Raw genomic sequence first — 20,151 nt, forward strand, 5'->3', positions numbered from 1 at the left:
ATCACCTCGTGGAGGACGACCAGCGATGACCGAGCCGAGCTGGACACACCAGGTTCGCATCGAGCGCGACCGCACCGTACTGCTCCTCGGCGGCGAGATCGACATCAATGGAGCCAGCGGGCTCCAGCAGCTCCTGGACACCACGATCGCGGCCGCACCCCGCGTGGACGTCGACCTACTCGCGGTCGACTTCATCGACTCCACCGTCATCAGCGCACTGATCACCGCCCGCAACACCGCCCGACAGGCGCGCAAGAGCTTCGCGGTCGTCAATCCCGCCAGCAACGTGGCCCGAACCCTGCGCGTCACCGGGGTTCTCGACGCCCTCTCACCCACCGACGCCTGACGACCCCGCGGACGGCCGCCAAGAAGTCGACGACGACCACACCCTCAAGTGAGTGGACGCCGGCGCCCAAGCCCTGACCCGGCGGTACCACCACCAGCTCAGACTCGGCCACCACGCCAGCCGGAAGGCGAAGGGACGGTGGAGGATCAGGGTTTCCGGCCTCGGGGCCAGCCGGATCTGCTGGCTCGCCGTCGGCGCCGCCGCGACGATTGCCAGCCACCCCTGGCGGTCTCTGTCTCCGGCGCCGCTCGACGGGCGTGGCGGTCCGCCACATCAACCTGCGTACGCGGTCAGTCGCCCTGATAGCGCTGCTCGCGCCACGGGTCACCGTAGTTGTGGTAGCCCGCGGACTCCCAGAACCCAGGATCGTCCTCCGGCGTGAACTGCAGCGCGCGCACCCACTTCGCCGACTTCCAGAAGTACAGATGCGGCACGAACAGCCTCGCGGGCCCTCCGTGCTCGGGCGTCAGCGGCTCGCCGTCGAATGCGTAGGCGATCCACGCCTGCCCGTCGAGGACATCCTCCAGTGGCAGGTTCGTGCTGTAGCCGCCGTACGAATGCGCCGTCACGTAGTCGGCCGCGCTCTCCACGTCCTCCAGGAAGGCCTCGACCGGAACACCCTTCCACTGCGTGCCGAGCTTCGACCATCCGGTGACGCAGTGGATGTCCTTGGTGATCTCCTCCGCGGGCATGGCCATCAGGTCGGACCAGGACCAGGAGCTGCGCTCCCCCAGCTCGGTCACCACCGAGAACTGCCAGGCATCCAGGTCGATCCGCGGCGTCGGCCCTGCGGACAGGACCGGAAAGTCATGCGTCAGGTACTGCCCCGGCGGCAGCTCAACGTCGGTCTGCCGACGACGACCGGAGAAACCCGGCGAGAAGAAGCTCATGAGACGGCCTTTCCTTCATGCGGGGGCGTCATGCCCTGACCAGTGCCGACTGCACGCTTGGAATGAAGCCTGTCGGACAGATCAGGGGTACGGACCGGGACCGCCCGGACGGCCGCCGACAGAGCTGACACAAAGCGGTGGCAGCCAGGACCTTGAACGGCACGTCCTCGCGCCCATCGCCATCGGTGTCGAACCGGAAGGCGTAGATCCCTTCCTCACGAAAGAGCGCAGCCTTATCGAAGTGATGTGACATGAAGAAATTTCCAGTCCACGCTTACGGAGCAGACTGTCGGCGTCCCGTAGTCATCATCCACAGCCATTGGCCGACCGCTCGCCGAAGTGGCCAAAGAGCCCGGGGTGTGGTGTGCCATCGACTAACAGGAGCGCCTGGAAGTTGACGAGGTGGAACGCGGATCGCCACGCATGTCTGCCTGCCGTCGCCGGGACGCGTGGTCGGCCACCGACGTCCGGCGGCGATAGACAGGTTCCGGTCGGGCGTCTCCCCCGAGACGCCGCTTTCGGTGCGCCGCCCAGGGCTCCGTAGCCGGTGTGCAAGCGAATGCACTTCGATGAGGCAGCGGCCCGGGCCTCGATCCACGCCGGGGGCGTCACGCCAGTCAGTCGCCTACCTGGGGCAACTGGGCTGCACCATTGTCGACGAAGCTGAAGGTGGTGCGCGATCCGGCCTCGCCGCCGTTCTGGGCGACGAGTCCCTGACCGTCGAGCGACCGGAGGTAGTGCCCACCCGCGGTGCTGATCGCGTACAGGGGCCGCCCCTGCGCGTCCTTGGTGCCCGTCGGCTCGATCGAGAACAGCTGCCCCTTCGCGGAGACGTCACAGGCCGCCGCCACGATGGTGGGCGAGCTGGTGCCGTTGTCCCGCAGGCCCATGCAGGCAGGCTCGCCGCCGCTTTGCGCCTTCGCCGTCTTGATCTGGTACCTGCCGTTGCCGATGGGGAAGAGAACGAACAGGCCCTTGTCCGCATCGCCGTCGGTGAGGTTCAGCCGGCCCTTGCCATCGACCGCAAGAATCGCTTCGAACGCTTCCACCGGCCGGATGACCACCTGGCGTTCACCTCTCAGGATCGGGCTCGCTCCGGAGTCCACGCCGGGACCGGCGCTGCCCGACAGGGATGGCGTCGGCGTCGGTACGGGCTCGCCCGCCGGTGCCGTGGCAGCGCTCGATTGCGGCGTGGCCGATGCCGATGAGGCAGGGTCCGCCGTACCGGAGGGTGCGCAGGCCTGCTGCGCCAGGACAAGACTGCTCCAGGCGGTCGCGATGGCAGCGGTGCGCACAAGGCGCGGGATCCGGTGGTGCATCGGGTGGGCCTTCCCGTTGATCGGATGGTGCCGCGACGGTGCCCGGCAACGTGGCTGTCGTCCTTCCCTCCGAGTGGCGGGCGTAATCCGATGGCGGTGCGCGCCCAGGGGTTCACTCAATCCGTCCTGTGCAGCTTCTCGGCGAACATCACGAGAATGTCGCTGGGGCCGCGGAGATAGGTGAGCTTGTAGACATCCTCGTACGCGGCGACGCCGCGGAGCGGGTGACAGCCGTGCCTGGCAGCCACCGCGAGGGCGGCATCGATGTCGTCCACGGCGAAGCAGACGCGGTGCATGCCGATGGTGTTCGGTTGGACGGGCTCGGTCTCGATCGCGTCCGGGTGCACGTACTGAAACATCTCGATCCGACCGTTGCCGTCGGGTGTCTGGAGAACGGCGATGTCGGCGGTGTTGCCGTCCAGACCCACAGCGGTGTCAGCCCACTCGCCGCTGATCCGGGCGCGTCCAAGCACCGTCAGACCGAGGTCGGTGAAGAAGGCGAGGGCGGCTTCCAGATCGCGGACGGCGATGCCGACGTTGTCGAGTCTGACGGACATGGGTTCCTCTCCTGTACCAAGCCGCAGCCGGCACGATCGCAGCGCAGTTCACGACCCCCTGCGCTCCTCCAACAGCCAGGCTCCTACACCATCGTCATGTAGCTGGTCCATCGCAGATGCGTGTCTGCCGGCTGCTGAACCGGCGACAGCCGGCCTCCGCACTCAACTGGTGGCCGCCGGTCGACTCACCTGGCGGCGAAGGTCGTTCGTCGTCTCACGGCGGCGGGTGACGTTCACCGGTTGTGTTGACTCGACTGCTGTCGCCCTGTGTGCCCTGGCCTGCGGCGGGCAACCGACACGTTCTGCCTGCCGGACCGGGACAGTCTGCCCGGGAACCGTCGTCGATGGATGGTACGGCTCGGGCGGCAGGCGGTGACGATGGAATCGGCTGGTCCATGGGCAACCGGGCGGCACGGTCGGCTTCGGTATTGAGGAGATGCTGGTCAACGCGGTCGTCATCGAGGTGGTGGCCGTGTCGGTCCGGGAGATCCTGGGCCTGGCGGCCGGCACGGCGAGGTCCCGGTGGCAGCGGTGGCGAGGGCGTGGCGGCGGCTCGTCCGGCTAGGATCTGGCCGACTCCGCGCTGCCGGCAATCGACTTCCGCGGAAACGCACCCCACGTTGGCCACCATGCAACCAGCGCGAGGACCGGACACCGGGCGTCTTCCGTGCACCGCGAGCCGGAGCGTCAGGCGATCGCGGCGAGCGGTGCCGGGACGGTCGTGATCGTCGACGGCGTCGGCACGGAGACCACGTGTGTGCGGCCGGCGGACGGCCGGAAACGGTCCCCGTCAGCCGTCCGGCCGTGCCGGATGGCATCCCCTGTCAGGGGTCACGAGGTGACCAGAACATGATGAGGTCTCGCCAACCGGAAGGTCCGCGGCGCGGAGTGGCCCGAGGAAGCCTGAGCGAACGCAGCGAACACATCCGGACGACCGGCCGCGAGGGCAAGCCGATCTGGGAGAAGGACGGCCCGCACCCCGCGCGTCGGGGTTGCGAGTCCAATGCCCTCGGTGCCGAGGACGCCATGCCCGAGGTCGCAGCGCCATCGGGTCCTGTCTGGTCCCGGCGGTGACGGCGCACCCCAGCCCATCGGACGGGCCGGAACGCAAGGGATGCTCGTCGACGGGCAGCCACCGAGCAGCCATACGTCCACAAGCGAAGCAGCGTTCCACGACGTTGCGCTTGCGGTAGATCGCCTAGTCGAGGGCCGGTGGCCGCCCGCCGGCACTGCTCCTGGCAGCCGGCGGGCGACCTGGTCCGAGCGTTCGGGGTTGACGTGCCGATCTCCCCGTTGCCGCAGTGCTCGGCGGGTGCCGTCGTGGGCGTAGCCCTTGTCCGCAATCAGCACCTCGGGCCGCTTGGGGACCGACCCGGCCCGGGCTCGTTGACCCGGATCGCATCCAGCAACGCCAACAGCTGGGATTCGTAGCGGCCTGGCTCCGAGTTGCCGGCTGCTGGGCGTTGCCCGGTTGCTGCCGCAACTGAGCAGGAAGTGATGCCTACGGGTGGTCGACGACACGCCCCCGGTCGGGTGCCCCCTGGCGGGCGGTCAGCCGCCGGACGCCGTAGCCGAGCAGGGCGACAGCGAAGGTGATGAGGAATGCCACCCAGGTCTCGAGCCAGAGGCCGAGGACGAGGAACAGCACCGCGAGCGCGGCACCAATGAGCAGCGAGGTAATCTGGCTGTGACGGTTCTGGTCGTGTGTCATGTCGGGACCCTTTCAGCACTGATGTGAGGAATGGAAGCCGGTCGACGGCGATGTTGAGGATCTACCGGCGATACTGGCGGGCGTCATCATTTCCAACCCCGGGATTTGCTTTCCTTGTGGGATCGCCGCCCGCCCACACCGCCCTACCCGAGGATCGGACCAGCCGTTATCGCCCCACACTTTCACTCCACCCAGACTCCTCCGGCATACCGATGCTTCGAAGCAAATCAGCGAATGGACAGTGTCGACGACCTCATCCGTTTTTGCTTACCTCGGGATGAACAAGCCGCGGATCCGGCGGGTATCTCCGTTGCTGGTGAGAAGATTCGACGGCGTGAGCACCGCGGAGGACAGCGTCCCGGCTCCCGGCCGACGACGCGGCCCGCCGCGCTGGCGTCGGCTGGCGACGCTCAGTCGTAGCGGGCCGCCCCCGTCTCGGCAAGGTCGAAGGCTGGCGGAAGGTGCGTCGGCGAGGTCGTTCGAGTGGGTGGTACCAGACGTGTCGAGGCCTGGGTTGGTGCCTACGGGCCTGTGACGCTCGTGCAGTGGGCGACCGGGTAGTTGTAGCAGAGGATGTACGGCGCGTCGGCGTGGGTCTTGCGGATCTCGACCTTGCCGGTGAGGTTCACGAACGAGTAGCCGCTGTTGGCGTCGTAGCCGCCCTTGGCCGTGAGTCCCTTGAAGGTGCCCTCGATCGTGCCGGACACGTTGCCGGGCTTCTGCATCTTGATCTTCAGGTAGCACAGTGAGTAGTGGTACTTGCCCACGTCGTTCCAGTTGTTGTTCGTGCACTGGACCAGCGTCTGGGTGCCGTAGCCGACGGCGTTCCAGCCCTCTGCCTGCCCGATGGCCAGGATGCTTCCGTAGACCACGGGCTTTCCGTTGACGAAGTTCATGCTGAGCCGGTAGTCGAACCAGCCGATCTGCTTGGCGGCCAGCCCCAGCCATGCGTAGTAGAGGTTCATGCGCTCCGCCGGGTACCAGAACGCGCCGTTACCGGCGTCCCTGCTCGCCCGGGTGTAGCCGAAGGTCGCGCCGCTGGCGTTGTCGCGTGCGATCAACTCGTTCGGTGACCGCAGGGTCAGGGTCACCGGTATCCAGGTCACCACCTTTCCGGGACATCCACCCTCGACACTCGAGGCCTCTTCGGCACTCCAGGTGGTCGCTGAGGTCTGCTTTACGTTGCGGTAGACGACCAGGTAGCCGCACTGGCCGACGTTCAGGGTGCCGCTGGAGCCGCTGAAGTACACGTTGGCCCACGGCCAGCCGTGCCACAGGTCGTTGAGCCCGGTGGCCGTGGTGGTGGTGGACGATGACGTGGCGGCTGCGACGGCGGCGCCGCCGGTGAGCGTGGTGGAGCCGAGGACCACGGCGAGCGCCAAGCCGAGAGCGACCAGGGCGCGGGTGAGCAGCGTGGGCAGTGGTCGGCTGCCCGCGGGTGCGAACATGTCATCTCCTCGATCAAGGGGAAAGCGGCCGGCAGGGGGACGCCGGCCGGTCATGCACCTTTTCCGACTACACGAGAAACAAGAAGCAGGGGTAGTTCACGACATACCACGGTGCTTTGTCCAATAATGCCCATCTATGGGGCCATAGGCTGCGCCTATTCGGTGACCGGGCGACGCCCGCCTCGTCCGGGTGCGGCGGTAGAGCACCCAGTTGCTCGACGGGCTTCACCGAGCCGTCGCCGGGCCGGGGCACACTACAGCTCAGTTCGACCGCATGGAGGCGACGTGGAATTGCGACACCTGCGCTACGCCGTGACCCTGGCCGAGTACGGCACCTTCACCCGCGCGGCCGCGCAGCTGCGCATCAGCCAACCGACGCTCAGCGTCCAGATCCAGGCACTGGAACGCGCGGTCGGCGCGCAGCTGTTCGAACGGCTCCCCAACGGAGTCCGCGTCACCGTGGCCGGACAAGCGTTCCTGCATCACGCTCAGGCCACGCTGGCCGCCGCGGACGACGCCGTCCGCGCCGCAAGAGCCGCACTGCCGGCCACCGCCCCGATCCGCGTAGGTTGCTTCCGCGCGCCCTGGAACAACTGGGAGATCACCGACGCACTGCGACTCGGCGATCCGGAACACCCCGTCGAGGCCATCACCACCGGCACCCCGGCCGGCCTCGCCCTGCTACTCGACGGAGAATTGGACGTCCTGGTCGGCCAGGACTTTACCTCGGTGCCCCTGGCACTGCCCGAGCGCGTCGAACGGCGTGACGTCGCCGCCGAACCGGTCTGGCTGGCGCTCGGAAGGCGTCACCACCTCGCCCGACGGTCCCGGCTCGCCATCACCGACCTCGCCGACGAGACCTGGCTCGTCCTGAACAGCCAGCCGGACCTGCACCAGCTCACCGTCGCCGTATGCGCGAACTACGGCGGGTTCCAACCCCGACAGATGCCGTTCCGGGCGGGTGACGAACTTCCACCCGCCCTGGTGGAACTCAGGGGAATCACTCTCTGCGCCCCCACCATCCGCCGCACCGGCGGCCTCACCACCCGCGACATCGGACTACCCGAACAGCGACGGATCTTCGTCGCCCACCTCCGAGCCGGCAGCCACCAGCACGCAGCCACTCGGACCGCAGAGCTGGTCGCCGGCCTGCACGCCCAGTACATCGCGAACAACCCCGCCTGCCGCAACAAGCTGACCGATGTCGCGTCGCCCCGTCACCGCTGACCTACGCTCGGTGCGGTGGCCACTGGAAGCCGAGCTGTTGTGCCGCTTCCCGGCTACCACCGGCCAGCCGGTCCTGCCTCCGCGGGTCGCGGTCACAGAGTTCTCGGACGATGTCGTCGGCGACGGCCGCCGGGTCCCCCGCGGGAACGTCGAGAACGGCCACGAACTGGAGCCAAGGGTCGTCGCCGGCGCTCGGTCGCCGCGGAAAGAGGTACGACACGTGGATGCGTCCACGATCGTTCGGACGGGCTTCGACCCAACCTGGCTCGCATTCCCATCCGCCCAGCAGCTCGGGTTCGTCATTCAGGCGCTCACGCACCAGGCGGGCCACGGTCCGCTCGTGCCACTCCCAGGTGCGATCGGATTCGGCGCGGGCGATCTCTGCGTCGTACTGAGCGGCGTCGAACGTGAACGCCGGTACGGTGAGGCGGGAGGCGGCCCGGTCGCGCCGGTCGCGCCACACGATCTCGTCACCGCGTCGCTGGATGGTGACGTAGAGAGCGCCGCAGCACCCTTCGGTGACGTACTGCGACCCGGACGGCGATTCGGCTGGTGGCTCTGTTCACGGCGACTCCGGTTGGTCGGGTCTGCTGGCTCGTCGTTCGCGCCCGGGCAGCCCAGTGCGCTCGGCGGTAGACCCTGGGGTCGGCGCTCATGCCGGTGGGGCGGGTTCGGCCGTGGCATAGGCCCGGTCTGCCGCAGCGTAGATCGCGTCGATGTCGGCGTCGGGGGGAAACCGGTCGGCGAGTTCGAGGTCGACGAGGCCCTTGATGGTGGCCCAGGCGGCACGAGCCATGTCCCTGTCACCGTCGAAGGCGGCGACCAGCGGTGCCGCGGCGCGGTCTTCCAGACCGGCGGGCAGTTGTACCCGGTTGAGGGGTCGGTCGTTGATCAGCCGGTGCATGTGGGGGTGGTTCAGTGCCCACGTCCGGTAGGCGCGGGCGAGCGCGGTGAACGTCGCGGGCACCTCCTGCAGGGCGTCGGCCTGTTCGGCCAGGCCGGCGGCAGTGAGCGCGTCCTCGATCGTGGCCTTGTCCGGCACGTGCTTGTAGACCGACGGGCCGCGGATCCCGACCGCGGCGCCAAGGCGGCGGATGGTGATCGCCTCGGCGCCCTCGGTCTCCAGCAGGTGCCGCGCGGCGGCGATCAGTTCAGCGCGCCGATCCGTCCGGACGCCGGCCGCGGCATCGGCGGTCATCCTTGGAAGTGGGTGGTCTCCACGCGCTGCTTGAGCGCGTGGTTGAAGGCGTCGAACCCGGCGTGGGTGTTCTTCAGACTGCCCTTGAACAGGGTGACGAGGACGCCAGAGAAGCGTTCGCTGTGAGTGAGGTGCGTGGTGCCGTCGGCGTTGGCGGCCAGGACGAACGAGTGCTCACCGTCGAACAGTCCACCGAAGCCGAGCTTGCCGAGCCAGCGCAGCTCCTGGCCCGGGTCCGCGACCAGCACCGTGGGCTTGAAGGTCATGCCACGTCCCCCGGGAGGGCTGAGGTGCACGACAAGCTTGGTGCCGACCTCGGCGGTGCCCTCGATGCGGCGCATGAACGGATTCCAGTCCGGATAGGCGGCGAAGTCGGTCAGAACCTCCCACACGGCCTGCGGGCTGGCGGCGATGTCGATCGTGGTGCTGACGGCTGTGCTCATGCTCTGCTCCCTCCTCAGTACGGCTAACGCTGTTAGCCGCAACTGTAGCTAACAGCGTTAGCCCGCACCAAGAAATTCCGGGGACGGATCGCGTTCCGGTGAACCACGCCACGTCGCAACACCCAACGCTTGCCCCTCACATCAACGTCAGGTTTTACGGTCGAGCCATGGCATCACTCTTCGACAGCGTCTCCCTCGGTGAACTCCGCCTTCCCAACCGGATCGTGATGGCCCCGATGACGCGCGTGCGATCCAACCGTGACGGGCTCGCGACCCCGTCGATGGCGACCTACTACGCGCAGCGGGCGAGCGCGGGACTGATCGTCAGCGAGGGTGTCCAGCCCAGCCTGGTCGGGCAGTCCAATCCCCTCACGCCGGGGCTGTACACCCCGGCGCAGGTCGACTCCTGGCGGCAGGTGACCTCCGCCGTGCACGCCAACGGGGGTCGGATCTTCGCGCAGATCATGCACGCGGGACGGATCAGTCACCCGGACACGACCGGCCACCAGCCGGTCGCGCCTTCCGCGGTCGCCGCACGCGAGGCGTACGTGTTCACCCCCACCGGCCCGCAGCTCGCGCCGACGCCGCGCGCGCTGTCGACCCGTGAGGTGGCCGGTGAAGTGCAGTCCTTCGCGACGGCGGCTCAAGGGGCGATTGAGGCAGGCTTCGACGGCGTGGAACTGCACGGCGCGAACGGGTACCTGATCGGGCAGTTTCTCTCCGGCAACGCCAACCTCCGCACGGACCGCTACGGCGGGTCCGTCTCCGGGCGCATCCGGTTCGCGGTGGAGGCGGTCGCGGCCACGATCGACGCGATCGGCGCGCACCGCGTCGGGCTGCGGCTGTCGCCGGGCGCGGGCATCTGGGACGCCATCGACACCGACATCCCCGAGGTGTACGGCGCCCTGCTCGCCGAACTCGTTCCGCTCGGACCGGCGTACGTGCACCTGACCGGCACCGACGACGACGTCCTGCTCGGGCTGCGCCGCGCCTGGCCCGGCACGCTCATCATCAACCCGTCGACGCCGAGCAATCCCGTCCCGTCGACCCGGGCCGACGCCGAGCGTTGGTTGGCCCAAGGGGCGGACCTGGTCTCGTTCGGCCGCGCGTACCTCGCCAACCCCGACCTCGTGGAGCGGTTCCGAGCGGACCTGCCGCTGGCGGTCGCCGACCAGGACAGCTACTACACCGGCGGCGACGACGGCTACCTCACCTACCCGGCGTACGTGTCCGAGTGATCGTCCAGGCGTGTGTCATCAGGGCAGTCAAGCCGAGCCTGAAACACGCCTTGAACCAGGGTCGGCCCGCCGATCACGCGGGGCTGCGGCGCGGTCCCGGTGACCGGCAGGGCACTCCCTGTACGCCGACGTCGCCGCTCGGCGTTCACGGCCGGCCGAGCAGCTCGCGCAGCGCCGCGTCCGAGGCGGCCAAGGCGGTCCGGTCGAAGGTGACGCCGGAGGCGACCAGCTCGGCGGCCCCGGTGCGCTCGATCAGCTCGGCGAGCCGCGACTCGACCCGAGCCGGGGTGCCGGTGACGGCGGCCGCCGCAGTCCGGTCCATGAAGTGCTGCTGGCGCCGGGTGGGCGTGGCGGCAAGAACCGTCTCGACCGGCTCCAAGGGCGAAAAGACCCCGGTCGTACGGGCCTGAGCCATCGCCCACGCCTCGGGGAGCAGCAGGTCGGCGGCCTCGGCAGCGGTGTCGGCGACCAGCACGTCGAGACTGATCGCCACCCACGGTTCCGGCTGCTGCTCCGACGGCCGGAAGGCACGCCGGTAGTCGGCCAGCGCGGCCAGTCCGGGCGCCGGGTCACCACCGACGCCGAGCACCGGCCCGCCCACGATCACCGGCAGACCGAGCTCGGCCGCGATCTGCAGGCCGCTGCCGGTGGCCAGCACGTACAGCGGCACCTCGCCCCGCGGCTGCGGGTGCGCGGTGATCTCCGCCGTCCCGGCGAGGTAGGCGCGCACCTCGGCGAGGTCGGCCACGAAGTCGCGGTCGGTCTGCCGCAGCGCCCGGCGGACCGGCTCGGTGAAGCCCGGCGAGCGCCCGAGCCCCAGATCGACCCGGCTCGGGGCGAAGGCGGTCAGCGTGGCGAACTGCTCGGCGACGACGAGCGGCTGGTGATGGGGCAGCATCACCCCGGCCGAACCGATCCGGATGGTGGTCGTCGCGGCGGCAACCGCGGCCAGCAGCACGGCCGGAGCCGCGCCCGCGATCCCGGGGACCCCGTGGTGTTCCGAAACCCAGAACCGGTCGTATCCCAGCTGTTCGACCTGGGTCGCGCGCGCGACCGTGCCCTCGAGCGCCGCCGACTCGGCTTCGCCGACGCGCGTACGGGTCCGGTCGAGCAGGGAGACCCGCGGTTGCGTGTTGCTCATGAAAATGGCAGCAAGGCCGCACCCGGGGTTGTTCCCCAGGTGCGGCCGTCTGACCCTGGCGGGGGTCAGAACTCGCCGGCGACGACGTCCGAGAGGCTCACCCGGTTCAGACGGAGCAGGTGGGCATCTTCGTCGGCAGCTTGAGGTCGATGAGGTAGTCCGCGGCGATGGTGTCGACGCACGTGTTCTTGCCGGAGGAGACGACGGTGTGTCCCTCGCCCTTGACGGTCAGCAGGGCGCTTCCCAGGGTGTCGGCGAGGGTGATGGCACCCTGGTGGGGGGTGGTGGGGTCGCCGGTGATGGAGATGACCAGCGTGTCCGGCAGGCCCTTGATGTTCTCCGCGTACGGGATACCCAGCGTCGGCGGGGCGGGCCAGAACTCGCATCCGTCCCGGGCGCCCTTCGCGGGGTCTCCACCGGGGTTCATGAAGGGTGCGACCTCGTAGGTCTTCGCGCGCAGCTGGCCGGCGTCCTGGGGAGTGAGCCGCTGCTCGTCCATGCAGTTGATCGCGAACGCCGCCTCGGTGGCGTTGCCGTTGACCACAGCGTCGGGATCGCCGCCTTCGAAGTCGAACGTGAGCTTCAGCAGCGTGTCACCGCGCCCCTGCCGCACCTCGGCGAGACCGCTGGCGATGGTGGGCCACTTGTCCAGGCTGTACAGGCCCGCCATCACGCCACCGAGCGCGGTGTCGAAGTCGAGCGTCTTGTCCAGCGCGGGCACCGGCTTGTCCCGTAGTGGCTGGACGATCGACTGGAACGTCGAGGTCCACGCCTTCGGGTCGGTCCCAAGGGGGCAGTTCGGCGTCTTCGCGCACGTGGCGGCCATCGCCTCGAAGGCGCGCTGGAAACCCGCGTACGCGAAGAGCCGGCGCTCGATCGTGCCCATGTTCGGGTCGAACGCGCCGTCGAGGATCATCGCCCGTACCCGCTGCGGGAACTGCTCCGCGTAGACCGCTCCCAGCCGGGTGCCGTAGCTCTGGCCGAGGAAGGTCAACTTCTCCTCGCCGAGCGCCGACCGCAGCACGTCCATGTCCCGAGCGGTCGTGCGCGTACCCATCTGGGTAAGGGCCTTCTCGCCTCCGGATCCCTTGGTGCAGCGGTCGAGCACCGCGCGGGTGTCCTCCTCCGTCAGCGAGGCGGTCGTGGGCAACAGTGGAAACACCTCGTCGCCCCGGGTCGTGCCGCCCTCGGTGTAGCAGTCGGCTGCGGGCTTGGTCGCGCCGACACCGCGGGGGTCGAAGCCGATCACGTCGAATCGTTCGGTGATGCGGCTCTTCGTCAGCTGAGTTGCGACGGCCAGTCCTCCGAGGACGCCGGAGCCACCGGGGCCGCCGGGGTTGAACAGGAGCGAGCCCTGCGACTCGCCCCGGGCGGCGACGCGCAGGACCGCGACGGTGGTGGAGGTGCCCTGAGGGTCGTCGTAGTCCAGCGGCACGCTCAGCCACGCGCACTGCGCCGGACTCTTCCCGAGGATCTCCTTCTCACGCGGGCTGGTGGCGAAGTCGGTGCACCCTTTCCACTGCAGCTTCTGGTCGTAGTACCGCTGCAGCGCGGTGCTGGACGCGCTCTCGCCCGGATCGGGATCACCGGCGGGCGCGCACGCCACGACCGACACCCCGCAGACCACCAGGGCGGCAGTCGCGAAACCGAGTGGCCGCCGGATCGGGCGGCCGGGGACAGGGACGGACGTACTGCTCATGGCTTGGCCTCCTTCATCGCGCTGCCGGCTCGATGCCTCCCACGCAACCAGCCGCCGCAGCCGCCCGTCAGTGGCACCATGTCATGCCGGACCATGACGCAGCGTCACTGTTCACGCTGTCGAAAGGTGCGCAGCATGGGATGTTCCGGAACTTGATCTGGTTCTCGTGGTCCCACAGCTTCTCCACGCACGGGGACTGGATCCTGTGAATCGCCGTTGACCAGCGGGGTGCTGTTCAGAATGAACTGGAGGAACTTTTCGCCAGTGCAGACCGCCATCGCACCGCCTGACCATCACCACGAGCGTGACAGGTTAGAAGCCCGTCGATGGCTCTGACCGCCTTGCTGAACTGTGGAGGTTAGAAATGCAGGTGCATCACCGGTACGCCACCGTCGAGGGGCGGCGGCTGTTCTACCGCGAGGCGGGCGCTGCCGACGCCCCTGCCGTGGTACTGCTGCACGGCTACCCCACCAGCTCGTTCATGTTTCGGGACCTCATCCCGAGGCTGGCCGACCGCTACCACGTGATCGCGCCGGACTACCTCGGCTTCGGTCAGTCGGACGCCCCGGCGGTTGACGAGTTCGACTACAGCTTCGACGCCCTGGCGCGACTCACCGCCGGGCTGCTCGGCCACCTCGGGGTCGACCGCTACGCCATCTACGTCCAGGACTACGGCGCCCCGATCGGGTGGCGGCTCGCGCTGCAGCCGACCGCCCCGGTGACCGCCATCATCAGCCAGAACGGCAACGGCTACGAGGCCGGCTTCGTGCCCGAATTCTGGGCTCCGATCTGGGCGTACGGCGACGACCCGAATCCGCGGACCGAGGCCGCTCTCCGGCCCGCCCTCGGCCTCGACGCGATCGTCTGGCAGTACACGCACGGTGTGCCGGACCGCAGTGTGGTAGCCCCGGACACGTGGACGCTCGATCACGCAATGCTGCAGCGGCCCGGCAACGACGCGGTGCAACTGCGGCTGTTCGGCAACTACCACACCAACCGTGAGCTCTACCCTCGGCTGCAGGAGTATCTGCGTAACAGCCAGATCCCCCTCCTCGCGGTCTGGGGCCGCAACGACGAGATCTTCTCCGCGGAGGGGGCGGAGGCCTTCCGGGACGACCTGCCCAACGCGGAGATTCACCTGTTGGACGGCGGGCACTTTCTGCTGGAGAGCGAAGGGCGGACGGTGGCGGAACTCATCGATGACTTCCTCGGCCGAGCCCTCGTGACGTCCCGCCACGACCAACCCTGAGGCTGCTCCTCACGGGTTGAACACCAGCACGCCGCGCCGCTTCTCCGGCTTCGTGATCGCGATCCGCGACACCATGAGCTCGATCTGGGTGCAGCGCGGTCACCGTGATCCAGAGGAACCAGCACCTTCGCGCACTGCACCTGCCCTTCGCAACATTCAGCATGTCCTATCTGCCGCATCGTTCATCCGATCCGACACCGCAGCTTCCTGGCACGGTCAAGCCAGCGATAACGTCACATTGCCTCCGATCGTTGGCGTGGCGGACACACAACTGACGACGACAGCCCGCGAAGACACCCGTGAGTGACGTGACGTCACGACCGCGTGTGACGTGACGTCTGACCACCGCCCGTGGTGAGTGCCGGTCCGGTCTTTCGGGTGCACCACCAGACGATCGCGGCGATGACGATGACGACAAAGGCGGGAACGAGCTGGTACGACGTACCGACCCCGGACGAGCGGTCCTGCAGCGCGCCACCCAGATCCATGCGGAAGTACGTGGCCAGGACCAAGGTGACCGTGTTGAAGATGGCGTGCAGCATGATCGCGACCTCGAGGCCGCCGGTGCGCCAGGTGATGATGGCCAGGCTCGCCCAGAGCGCCAGATACCAGATGTTGATGTACGGATCCGTTGAGGCGTGGGCGGCCGTGAACAGCACGCTCGTGATCACCACTCCGGCGATCAGGCCTGCCCGCCGGCCGCGCGTCCAGCCGCCGACGACGCGGAAGATGAGCCCACGCACGCCGTACTCCTCGCCGGCCGACTGCAGCGGAGTCAGGAGGATCGTGGCGATGAAGAAGGCGAGGAGGTCGGTGTGCGACCACGGGGCCGTCTCGGGGGGCGTGAGGGCGCCGACGGCGGCGACGATCAGCCAGATGGGACCGAAGACGAAGAGCGCTTTGCCGAACAGGTCGAAGCGGAACCGCGACGTCACGGAGTGCAGGGACCTACCGGGCACACCGTAGAGCCACCGTTGAATCAGCATGCTCCACGGGATGAGCAGGGCGAGGGAGATCATCGAACCGGCGTGTTTGAGCGGCGTGTATTCGGTGCGGCCCTCGGTCGGCGACGTCCCGCCGAGCTGCGCGTCGATGAGCGTGGTCACCAGGCCGATGACCGTCGGGAAGATGACGAACCCGGCCAGCAGGAGGATGATCGCGAGAATACCGCGACCGATCCGGCGTTCGTCGCCGGCGAGGACACGGTGGTACTCCACTCCAGCTGGAACTGACGGCCCATTGCGGGGCTCGCCCGGAGTGAGCAGCCAGTTCGGCTTGTTCATTGTGGTCACGGCTTCCTCTTATGGATGTGGTTATTTCCCGAGTTGGTCGAGTGCGCTGAAACGCAGGCGGAGTGCCCGCTCAGTGCTCCCCAATATGGCCCCGACAGCGAGGGCGAAGTTGAGCCAGATCGGTAGGTGGATGGGCGATTCGAAAGTTCCGATGTTTTCGGCGATCGGGGGGGCCTGCGAAATCGGTTCCGCGAGCTGCAGCAGGTTCAGGCCCACGCCGATGAGGAGCATCAGCACCGAGAGGAAACCGATCAAGCGGCTCAGCCCCGGGTGATCGCGTTCGAGGCGGGCACGGCGCCCTTCGGCGGACTTTGGATCCGGAGTGAGCTGGTACTCCGCGCCGGACGTGGTGACGTAGTGGCAGCGCTTGAGACCGAACGCACTGATCGCCACTTCGATGGTGCCGCCCTCGACAGGGAAGGCCGCCGGAAGCTTGGACTCAGCGTGGTGTCTGCCGTCGAGGTACAGGTGCGCTCGCGCCTTGCCACCTTCCGGGTCGGTCCGGCGTGGGATGTCGACGGCATAGACCGTCTGCCGACCATCCCCGTGGGGCAGCGGGAGGTAGAACAGTGCGCGGAAGGGCAGCTGCCACCAGCGGAGGCGTTTCAACGCCCGCCCGTCTCCGGCCTTGATGCGCTTGGCTGCCCGCCGTTGCCGCCAGTCCTCGATCACGATCCCCCCTCCCCCGCCCATCCCTGCCGCGTCTCACTAACACGCTGTACTAGTAGCAACGGTAGCACGGCGTGCTAGTACGATGTGACGGGAGGTGGAAGGGTGACCCAGGACGACGGGAGCACCGGCTCGCGGGAACGGATCCTCGCGGCTGCGGCGGCGATGCTCGCAGAGGATGTGACTGCGAGGCTGAGCGTGCGTGCGGTCGCGGCACGGGCCGGGGTGAGCACGGGCTCGCTCAGGTTCCACTTTCCGACCCAGCGCGAGCTGCAGGACACCGTGCTCGCCAGAATCTACGAACACGTTTTCCCAGACGACCCGATCCGCGACCGGTCGCTCCCCGCCCGGGATCGCCTGGTCAACTGTCTCCGGCAGGTGCTCGCCCCCGCCGGCGTCGGGAAGCAGGCACGTGAGGCGTGGGGCAAGGCGTACGAGATGTTCATCGCACCCGACCCCACCGAGGAGGTGCGCGCGGCGTATCTCGCCCTGGAGCGGGGAGGCTGGCGCCGTATCGAGTACTGGCTGGCCGTTCTCGCTGACGAAGGCGCGCTACCCAGGGAAGACCACGCACGCCGAGTGAGATTCCTGCTCACCGTCCTCAACGGGCTTTCGATCGAACGAGCCCTGCCCGCCGAGGAGTCGATCCTGAAGGCCGAAACCGAGACCCTCTACACGGCCGTTGACTGCGTCCTCGACGCCCGAACCGCATGAGAAAGCCACCTGTGCTCCAGTTGTCCACATTCCGGCAGCACCCCCGATGCGGCGACGCCGCACCGGGGCCACTTCCGACACGTGGATAGACTGGACCTCACACCCATGTCAGGTGAGAACGGGGAGGTAGAGGTGACCGCCACCATTCGGATCGGTGAACTCGCCGCCCGTACCGGGGTGAGCGTGCGATCCCTGCGCTACTACGAGGAGCAGGGACTGCTGACCAGCCTGCGCAGCCCGAGCGGTCAGCGCCGCTACGCCGAGAGCCAGGTCGAGCGGGTCCTTCTCATCCAGCGACTGTTCTCCGCCGGCCTGAGCAGCCGGACGATCGTCGACCTGCTGCCCTGTGTCGAATCACCGGGTGAGGAAACCTCCGACGCGGCCGCGGAGCGGATGCGCCAGGAGCGCGACCGGCTCGATCGGCACATCGAGGACCTGATCCGGACCCGCGGCGAACTCGACGATCTGATTGCCGCCAACCGCGCTCACCGCCGGGAACACGCCCGCGTCTGACCCGGGTCGTGACCCGATTCGCTGGGGACCGGACCGATACCGACCGGTCGGCCCACCGCGTCGTCCATGCGATTCGGGTACAGGTTCGGTGGGTGGATGGCCGGCTCATGCGGGGGGGGTGCGACATCGCCGCTGTGGCGTAAGCGACTACGTGTGCGAGCGGCGCCGGTGACTGCCACGCCGGCGCCATCCGGAGCTGGCGCGTCGGTGGACACGCCAGTTCCGGACAAGGCGTGCCGTGCCATCGGTAGGAGCGGACACGATCTCCCGGACCGATCGGCCTCGGCGGTGATCAGGCGGGGAAGGTGATGACCACCTTGCCGGTGGCGTGACCGCTTTCGACGGCGGCCAGAGCCTCGGCGGCCTGGTCGAGAGGAAATGTGCGGGTGATGTGCGGATCGATCGTGCCGGCCACCATCAGTGCGGCGACCGTCTCGAGCCCTGATCGGTCGAGCCGGCGGACCACGAACGTCCCGCCCAACTCCGGCACCGACATGTCGGCGACGGAGATGAGCCGCTTGACGTCCTTGACCAGGCCGGCGACCGACCGCAGCGAGTCACCGCCGACCAGATCGATCACGCCGTCCACGCCGGCCGGCGCCAGCGCGCGGACCTGCTCGGTCACGTCGCCGGCGTTGTAGCTGACGAAGGTGACGCCCAGCGATTCGGCGACCGGCCGCTTGCCGTCACTGCCCGTGCCGATCACCTTCAGGCCACGGGCTCCGGCGAGCTGAGCGGTGACCAGGCCGGTGCTCCCGCCGACACCGTTGATCAGCACCGTGGCACCTTGCGGCAGGTCCAGACCATCGAGGGCGTCCAGCGCCGTGGTGCCCGAGACGGGAATCGTCGCCGCGCTCTCGTACGACAGCTTCTCCGGCTTGCGCGCCACGTTCGCCGCCGGCAGCACGGTCGTCTCGGCGTACGTTCCGGCGCCGTTGAGCGCGAACCCGAACACCGCGTCGCCAACCTGGATGTCGGAGACGCCCGCCCCGACCGCGAGCACGTCACCGGCGGCCTCCATGCCCATCACCTGCGGGAAGGGAACGTGCCCGTTCAGCGCCGGCACGTAGCCGGACCGAAGCAGGCTGTCGAGGCGGGCCACTCCGGCGGCCCGCAGCCTGATCAGGAGCTCCCCCTCCCGCGGCTGCGGATCGGGGCGGTCGAAGTAGGTCTGTACCTCCGGCCCACCGAAGGCGTCATATCCGAAAGCTCGACTCATGGTCGCCTCTCTCTGCTCTGCGTTGATGGCCGAACGCTAACTACTGACATCGGCGTCAGGGGCAAGGTTCTGTAGCCGGCGTCACGCTTATCCACGGGGTGAACACGAGCTCAGCTGCTGACCGGGTCGGCAGTCTCCAGCTTGAGGACAACGGCGGGCACCGGGTGCTCGTATCGGCGTACCAGCACGACCAGGCCGGCCAGTACGAGCGCGAGCACCGGGTACCAGGCGAGCCGGGCAGCGACCCACCCCGCGTCGACGGGCGCGTCACCGAGGCCGGGCAGCGTGCCAACCCGCCGGGCGAGCTCGGAGACGCCGACGAGCGCCACCTGGTGCCAGCAGAACACGCTCATCGCGCTCCCGTTGAGGACGGTCACCGCGGCCCAGATCCGGGGTCGGCGCAGGAGCCGCTCGATCCGGCCGCGGAGCAGCAGGGCGGTGCCCGCCTGGATCGCGGCGAGGGCCGGGACCAGCAGCGACGGCGGGTTGGAGTTGGACCGCGTGGAGCCGGGCACGCTCACGATGCTCACCGGGTAATCCAGCACGGCGAGCAGGAACACGAACAACGCCAGGCCCCCGGCGAGCAGACCGCCGGCGACCCGCCGGTCGACACGCCCCGCCGACCAGGCCACCCCCAGCTGGTACGCGAAGCACCAGGCCGGAAACACGCTCAGATAACCGACGGCGGCCGGCTCGACGTCCCGGGCGAAGCGCAGGGCGTCCACCACGGCCACGGCGACGGCGAGCGCCATGACCACCCGGAGCCCGCCCCAGCGGTCGAGCCTGAGGACAAGAGGCGTGAGGGCGGTGAGCACCGCGTACACGCCCATGAACCACAACGGCTGCAGGAACAGCACCGCGGTCGTCCAGGCGGTATCGGCCCCGAGCCCGAGGACGCCGAGCAGCGGCAGCGCCACCGCCAGGATCACCGTCGCGGCGACAACCGGGCGCCCGATCCGCCACAGCCGCCGCCGCACCCACTGGGTGTCGGTCTCGCCACGCGCCCGGGCACGGCGCAGTCCCTGCGCCGCCGTGTACCCGCCGACGAGGAAGAACAGGCCCAGCATCTGCAGGAACCAGGTGGACGGGTGCAGCCACTCCAGGTGTCGAAGCGGGCTGTCGATTCGCAGGCCGCCTGTCGGGGTCGCCACCAACGCGCCGACCAGCCAGTGCCCACCGACGACACCGAGGATGGCCAGCGCGCGGAGCCCGTCGATGAACCGGTCGCGCGGCTGCATGACGTTCCCCTCGTGGATGTCTCGCCGGGATCTGCCGTTG

Annotated in this window: 22 protein-coding genes and 1 pseudogene; 8 read left to right on the forward strand and 15 right to left on the reverse strand. The window is 68.7% G+C overall.

The window, feature by feature from the left end:
- The first annotated feature begins 25 nt into the window (after window positions 1–25).
- The gene (locus ACTMSW_RS09350; RefSeq protein WP_441180127.1) at window positions 26–346 is read left to right on the forward strand and encodes an STAS domain-containing protein; all 321 of its coding nucleotides are present in this window, start codon (window positions 26–28) and stop codon (window positions 344–346) included.
- A 290-nt stretch (window positions 347–636) separates the two neighbouring features.
- On the opposite strand, the gene ACTMSW_RS09355 is transcribed toward ACTMSW_RS09350, so the two are convergent.
- From ACTMSW_RS09355 to ACTMSW_RS09365, 3 genes are all read right to left on the reverse strand, one after another.
- The gene (locus tag ACTMSW_RS09355; protein WP_441180128.1) at window positions 637–1,236 is read right to left on the reverse strand and encodes a sulfite oxidase-like oxidoreductase; all 600 of its coding nucleotides are present in this window, start codon (window positions 1,234–1,236) and stop codon (window positions 637–639) included.
- A gap of 617 nt (window positions 1,237–1,853) precedes the next feature.
- Window positions 1,854–2,555: a hypothetical protein gene (locus ACTMSW_RS09360; RefSeq protein WP_441180129.1), complete on the reverse strand. Its 702-nt coding sequence runs from the start codon at window positions 2,553–2,555 to the stop codon at window positions 1,854–1,856.
- Between the two features lie 116 nt (window positions 2,556–2,671).
- Window positions 2,672–3,112, reverse strand: a complete 441-nt coding sequence (locus ACTMSW_RS09365; RefSeq protein WP_441180130.1) for a VOC family protein — start codon at window positions 3,110–3,112, stop codon at window positions 2,672–2,674.
- Between the two features lie 436 nt (window positions 3,113–3,548).
- On the opposite strand from ACTMSW_RS09365, the gene ACTMSW_RS09370 reads away from it, so the two are divergent.
- Window positions 3,549–3,677, forward strand: a complete 129-nt coding sequence (locus tag ACTMSW_RS09370; RefSeq protein WP_441180131.1) for a hypothetical protein — start codon at window positions 3,549–3,551, stop codon at window positions 3,675–3,677.
- Between the two features lie 636 nt (window positions 3,678–4,313).
- Here ACTMSW_RS09370 and ACTMSW_RS09375 read toward each other — a convergent pair.
- From ACTMSW_RS09375 to ACTMSW_RS09385, 3 genes and pseudogenes are all read right to left on the reverse strand, one after another.
- Window positions 4,314–4,536, reverse strand: a pseudogene (locus ACTMSW_RS09375) (IS5/IS1182 family transposase); the annotation flags it as partial.
- Window positions 4,537–4,613: 77 nt separating this feature from the next.
- On the reverse strand, window positions 4,614–4,823 hold the full coding sequence (locus ACTMSW_RS09380; RefSeq protein ID WP_441180200.1) for a hypothetical protein: 210 nt from the start codon (window positions 4,821–4,823) through the stop codon (window positions 4,614–4,616).
- Between the two features lie 521 nt (window positions 4,824–5,344).
- Window positions 5,345–6,271 carry a hypothetical protein gene (locus ACTMSW_RS09385; RefSeq protein ID WP_441180132.1) on the reverse strand — a complete coding sequence of 309 codons (927 nt, stop codon included), beginning with the start codon at window positions 6,269–6,271 and terminating at the stop codon, window positions 5,345–5,347.
- A 285-nt stretch (window positions 6,272–6,556) separates the two neighbouring features.
- On the opposite strand from ACTMSW_RS09385, the gene ACTMSW_RS09390 reads away from it, so the two are divergent.
- Window positions 6,557–7,498 (forward strand): LysR family transcriptional regulator, encoded by a 942-nt coding sequence (locus ACTMSW_RS09390; RefSeq protein WP_441180133.1) that lies wholly within the window; start codon window positions 6,557–6,559, stop codon window positions 7,496–7,498.
- A 1-nt stretch (window position 7,499) separates the two neighbouring features.
- Here ACTMSW_RS09390 and ACTMSW_RS09395 read toward each other — a convergent pair whose 3' ends face one another.
- The 3 genes from ACTMSW_RS09395 to ACTMSW_RS09405 form a co-directional block, all read right to left on the reverse strand.
- A complete protein-coding gene (locus ACTMSW_RS09395) occupies window positions 7,500–7,961 on the reverse strand; it encodes a hypothetical protein (protein WP_441180134.1) in 462 nt (153 codons plus the stop codon).
- 189 nt (window positions 7,962–8,150) lie between these two features.
- A complete protein-coding gene (locus tag ACTMSW_RS09400; RefSeq protein ID WP_441180135.1) occupies window positions 8,151–8,696 on the reverse strand; it encodes a TetR/AcrR family transcriptional regulator in 546 nt (181 codons plus the stop codon).
- Window positions 8,693–9,139 carry an SRPBCC family protein gene (locus ACTMSW_RS09405; RefSeq protein ID WP_441180136.1) on the reverse strand — a complete coding sequence of 149 codons (447 nt, stop codon included), beginning with the start codon at window positions 9,137–9,139 and terminating at the stop codon, window positions 8,693–8,695. Before ACTMSW_RS09405 ends, ACTMSW_RS09400 begins: the two co-directional genes overlap by 4 nt.
- A 167-nt stretch (window positions 9,140–9,306) precedes the next feature.
- Between ACTMSW_RS09405 and ACTMSW_RS09410 the strand changes: the two genes are divergently transcribed.
- Window positions 9,307–10,377 (forward strand): alkene reductase, encoded by a 1,071-nt coding sequence (locus ACTMSW_RS09410; protein WP_441180137.1) that lies wholly within the window; start codon window positions 9,307–9,309, stop codon window positions 10,375–10,377.
- Window positions 10,378–10,522: 145 nt separating this feature from the next.
- Here the strand turns inward: ACTMSW_RS09410 and ACTMSW_RS09415 are convergent, their stop codons facing one another.
- Both ACTMSW_RS09415 and ACTMSW_RS09420 read right to left on the reverse strand, forming a co-directional pair.
- Complete coding sequence (locus tag ACTMSW_RS09415) at window positions 10,523–11,518, reverse strand: MsnO8 family LLM class oxidoreductase (RefSeq protein ID WP_441180138.1); 996 nt, start codon at window positions 11,516–11,518, stop codon at window positions 10,523–10,525.
- A 106-nt stretch (window positions 11,519–11,624) separates the two neighbouring features.
- Window positions 11,625–13,217 carry an alpha/beta hydrolase gene (locus ACTMSW_RS09420; protein ID WP_441180139.1) on the reverse strand — a complete coding sequence of 531 codons (1,593 nt, stop codon included), beginning with the start codon at window positions 13,215–13,217 and terminating at the stop codon, window positions 11,625–11,627.
- A gap of 364 nt (window positions 13,218–13,581) precedes the next feature.
- Here ACTMSW_RS09420 and ACTMSW_RS09425 point away from each other — a divergent pair, with 364 nt between their 5' ends.
- Window positions 13,582–14,466: an alpha/beta fold hydrolase gene (locus ACTMSW_RS09425; RefSeq protein WP_441180140.1), complete on the forward strand. Its 885-nt coding sequence runs from the start codon at window positions 13,582–13,584 to the stop codon at window positions 14,464–14,466.
- Window positions 14,467–14,482: 16 nt separating this feature from the next.
- The gene (locus ACTMSW_RS09430; RefSeq protein WP_441180141.1) at window positions 14,483–14,773 is read left to right on the forward strand and encodes a hypothetical protein; all 291 of its coding nucleotides are present in this window, start codon (window positions 14,483–14,485) and stop codon (window positions 14,771–14,773) included.
- Window positions 14,774–14,780: 7 nt separating this feature from the next.
- On the opposite strand, the gene ACTMSW_RS09435 is transcribed toward ACTMSW_RS09430, so the two are convergent.
- Both ACTMSW_RS09435 and ACTMSW_RS09440 read right to left on the reverse strand, forming a co-directional pair.
- Window positions 14,781–15,749 (reverse strand): lysostaphin resistance A-like protein, encoded by a 969-nt coding sequence (locus ACTMSW_RS09435; RefSeq protein ID WP_441180197.1) that lies wholly within the window; start codon window positions 15,747–15,749, stop codon window positions 14,781–14,783.
- Window positions 15,750–15,779: 30 nt separating this feature from the next.
- Entirely contained in the window at window positions 15,780–16,430 is a 651-nt protein-coding gene (locus tag ACTMSW_RS09440) for a hypothetical protein (protein ID WP_441180142.1), read from the reverse strand.
- A gap of 102 nt (window positions 16,431–16,532) precedes the next feature.
- Between ACTMSW_RS09440 and ACTMSW_RS09445 the strand changes: the two genes are divergently transcribed.
- Together ACTMSW_RS09445 and ACTMSW_RS09450 are read left to right on the forward strand one after the other, a co-directional pair.
- On the forward strand, window positions 16,533–17,141 hold the full coding sequence (locus ACTMSW_RS09445; RefSeq protein ID WP_441180143.1) for a TetR/AcrR family transcriptional regulator: 609 nt from the start codon (window positions 16,533–16,535) through the stop codon (window positions 17,139–17,141).
- 144 nt (window positions 17,142–17,285) lie between these two features.
- Complete coding sequence (locus ACTMSW_RS09450; protein WP_441180198.1) at window positions 17,286–17,654, forward strand: MerR family transcriptional regulator; 369 nt, start codon at window positions 17,286–17,288, stop codon at window positions 17,652–17,654.
- 292 nt (window positions 17,655–17,946) lie between these two features.
- On the opposite strand, the gene ACTMSW_RS09455 is transcribed toward ACTMSW_RS09450, so the two are convergent.
- On the reverse strand, window positions 17,947–18,873 hold the full coding sequence (locus ACTMSW_RS09455) for an NADP-dependent oxidoreductase (protein WP_441180144.1): 927 nt from the start codon (window positions 18,871–18,873) through the stop codon (window positions 17,947–17,949).
- Window positions 18,874–18,983: 110 nt separating this feature from the next.
- Window positions 18,984–20,111: an acyltransferase family protein gene (locus ACTMSW_RS09460; protein ID WP_441180145.1), complete on the reverse strand. Its 1,128-nt coding sequence runs from the start codon at window positions 20,109–20,111 to the stop codon at window positions 18,984–18,986.
- Between the last annotated feature and the right edge of the window lie 40 nt (window positions 20,112–20,151).

The organism is Micromonospora sp. BQ11, assembly GCF_052068135.1.
Lineage (GTDB): Bacteria > Actinomycetota > Actinomycetes > Mycobacteriales > Micromonosporaceae > Micromonospora.